Raw genomic sequence first — 3,253 nt, 5'->3', positions numbered from 1 at the left:
AAAGAAGTATCTCTGTACATTTTTAGAGGACGGCAATATCCCGATTGATAACAACCGTGCTGAAAATGCCATCAGACCATTTGCAGTCGGTCGCAGGAACTGGCTGTTCAGCAATACTGCCAACGGAGCAAAATCCAGTGCTATATGGTATTCTATTTTCTCGACTGCTCAGGCAAACGGACTGGATGCCGAAAAATATCTGATTGACTTGTTTTCTCATTCTCCCGGAACTATTCTTCTGCCCTGGAATGAATCCTAAGTTCTCGCCGTATGATTCGGCGAGAGCTTTTGCTATCTGGGACGCATTTTATTTTACGCTTACCTATATCACGTATTTACGGCTTTTCTCATGCGTCAAATAATCTTTAAAAATACGCATATTCAATTGGTGGAGGCGACCCGTGCAGTGTCTTATATGCGAAAATGGAACTTTTGAAAATGAGGCACGGCTATATATCGCCATTTTCTGCATTTCTGATTTTTGTGTTTAAGGTCAGTTGCGAGGTAAGAATCACATCTGCTGAATAGATAATAGGGAAGTGTAACAGATGATACATCAGTTTCAATTTATCATTCAAAAATTTTAGACTGGTAACTTTTTGTGTTTAAGGTATGGTGCGGTTATGTGTTTAAGGTAAGTTACGAGGTGTTTTTATCAGATGCCTAACAATCAGAAACAATCAACTGCACAGCAAAACAAAAAGCCAGATATACCACAATTGCAGTATATCCGGCAATATTTTCAATACTTATTCATCATTTATTTTTCAAATTTCACCAGCTTGTTTCAAAACTATCTGTACAACTTGATTACTAATATAAAATCCATTTATTTTGAGTGTATCAAGTAATGGAGCAACTTCATCAATGATTCCAGATTGTTTCGCTTTTACCAGAACTCCCATTGTACCTACAACAGGCAAACCCAGAAATTTTGCTGTTTTTTTGGCTGCATTATCATCAATAATCAGCAAATCAGCTCTGGGATTTTCTTGTGCAAGAATCATAACCTCAATTTCTCCGGCATGAAGTTTAGCACGATATAATGCATAATTCTCAGGATGCTCAATTGGAACAATATGAATCCAGTTAAGAGATTGATTTAATATTTTGCTTGCAGTATCATTTTTCTCACATACTTCATGATATACTGCTTGTGGGATATAGATTTCATTATAAAGCAGCCGAAGCAAATCTAGTTTTCCAATATTGCTCAATGCAATTAACGGAGTGGAATTTACAATTACTCTACGCATTGTTCAGTTCCTCAAGAAACTCATTTTCATCATCATAGTGAAAAATAGAAACACCATTTTCACCAAGGTATTTTATAAAATCAGTTTTTGTCATTCCAGCAATTTCGGCACAATAACCGAGAGAAACTCCGTTTTTAGTATAGTAACTGAGTGCAACTGCTTTCCTTGCATAAGCTTCCGCTAAACTTTGTGTCATTTTAGTATCGAACAGAACCCCTTCAGGGATATTTACAGATATCGACATCATAAAAAGCACCTCCAATCCTCTTGCCTTTCATTATACCACAAAAAAAGAAAATATGCAATAGTATTTCTTAAAATTTCTTGATAAATAATGCTGATATTTTTATCTTCGGAAACTAACTTCTATGCACCAAAAAGCCGGATATACCACAATCGCAGTATATCCGGCTTTTTGAGTATCAATTATTTCAAATCCAATTCTTCATGAAAGTCATAGCCTTTTGTGCCGTTAGCAACAAGTTTCAGTTTTCTGCCTATGATTTCGTGAGGAAACTCAAATTCACCAGCATCAATCAGTTCATCAAAATCTTCACTTTCAAACCATGCTGTTCCTGCTTCGGTATAGCTGATTCCATCGTTGCCAAGACCAAGTACGGCTAATTCATATACTTTTTCATCTTCATGGTATTTTATGCCTGTAACAAGAGCTTCTGTTAATTTAGAATCGTTCTCAAATCTGAAATACATCATAGCTGTTAATCCTCCCTGTTATCATTGAAATAGTTTATTGTATCATTATCAATTGTTAAACCTTGATTGAAGTGAATTACAACTTCATCTTCATCAATTTTAACATCATGGATAACTGCATCCCTCAAAGCAATTGCTTCCGGTGATTTCTCTGTACTCATGTACTGCATAAACTTGTGAACTAACCTTTTATAGGTTTCTTCATCAATTTCTTCTTTATCCTGCGACTTTGCTTCAAGCTGTGTTCTGAGAATCTGCAATTCTGCTTCATTTTTCTGCAATTTATCAAGTATTGTCTGGGTTGCTTTTCCTGCTTCGAGGTAAGCGGTTAAATTATCCTGTGCTGCTTCAAGACCATGAATTTTATTTATCAGTGCATTGACCTCAACACCCTGCATAGCATTCTGAACAGAAAGTTTGGTATTCATTTCCTGAATGATTTTGCCCTTATTTTCAGGGTTAAAAATGCATTGCTGAACTGCATAGAATGTGAATTGGTTCAATTGTTCCATTTTTACACTTTTGATTCCACAAGTACAATTTCCCTTATAATGGAAGTATTTTCTTCCATTGCTTCCGTTTACAATTCCGCTGAATGCCTTTCCACATTTTGCACAATGCAATTTTCCGTTTAAAGGGTAATGGTTCTTGCTTGCTCTGTGCTGATATTGCTTTGCATGAGATTTCATTTTGACCTGTACTTTTTCAAAATCTTTTGCCGAAATGATTGCTGGCATACCTTCCTTAATCTGGATATATTCTGATTTTGATGTATAGGAATTTCTCTTGCCTTCGGAATTTTTCGGAGTGGAACGGTCGTAAACATAAGTACCCATATACTTTGGATTTCTCAAAATTGCATTGAGGGAAGCCTTTGAAAAGTCGTTTCCTTCTGAGGTTTTATAACCATTTTCTTTCAGGTGTTTGATGATGTAGCTGTAGCCCATTCCTTGTAAATAAAGTTTATAAATCTCTTTAATGATAGGGGCTTTCAATTCATCAATTTCATAGAATCCTTCTGCATTGACCTTGTAACCAATGGGAGGCGAACCGCCTAAATGTCTGCATTGTTTTGCACATTCCAATAATCCGGCTCTTGTGTTTCTGGAAAGCGTTTCGGAAAAGTCCTCTGCAACGGCTGCTTTGATTGTTGTTAAAAGTTTGCTTGTTTCCGTATTCGTATCAATGCCATCAGTTACAGAAATCAATCTGATGCCATTTTCAGCGAACCACTCCAAATCAGAAAGCTGATTTTTAGCATTTCTGTGAAGTCTGTCGATAGC

General features: G+C 36.4%; 5 protein-coding genes. 1 reads left to right on the top strand and 4 read right to left on the bottom strand.

Features of this window, described 5'->3' with window-relative positions:
* Nucleotides 1-259: transposase (locus ACKI2P_RS07555; protein ID WP_407376479.1), on the top strand; the 259-nt coding region annotated here is incomplete at its 5' end.
* A gap of 508 nt (nt 260-767) precedes the next feature.
* On the opposite strand, the gene ACKI2P_RS07550 is transcribed toward ACKI2P_RS07555, so the two are convergent.
* The 4 genes from ACKI2P_RS07550 to ACKI2P_RS07535 form a co-directional block, all read right to left on the bottom strand.
* Nucleotides 768-1,256, bottom strand: a complete 489-nt coding sequence (locus tag ACKI2P_RS07550; RefSeq protein WP_407376477.1) for a DUF3368 domain-containing protein — start codon at nt 1,254-1,256, stop codon at nt 768-770.
* On the bottom strand, nt 1,249-1,503 hold the full coding sequence (locus tag ACKI2P_RS07545) for a UPF0175 family protein (RefSeq protein WP_407376475.1): 255 nt from the start codon (nt 1,501-1,503) through the stop codon (nt 1,249-1,251). Before ACKI2P_RS07545 ends, ACKI2P_RS07550 begins: the two co-directional genes overlap by 8 nt.
* A 179-nt stretch (nt 1,504-1,682) precedes the next feature.
* Nucleotides 1,683-1,970: a hypothetical protein gene (locus tag ACKI2P_RS07540; protein WP_407376473.1), complete on the bottom strand. Its 288-nt coding sequence runs from the start codon at nt 1,968-1,970 to the stop codon at nt 1,683-1,685.
* A gap of 5 nt (nt 1,971-1,975) precedes the next feature.
* Nucleotides 1,976-3,253, bottom strand: a 1,278-nt coding sequence (locus tag ACKI2P_RS07535; RefSeq protein ID WP_407376471.1) for a recombinase family protein, incomplete at its 5' end; no start/stop codon positions are given.

The sequence above is a fragment of the Methanobrevibacter sp. genome (assembly GCF_045541095.1).
In the GTDB taxonomy this organism is placed as follows: domain Archaea; phylum Methanobacteriota; class Methanobacteria; order Methanobacteriales; family Methanobacteriaceae; genus Methanocatella.
This window is presented reverse-complemented; position numbering and strand designations above follow the sequence as displayed.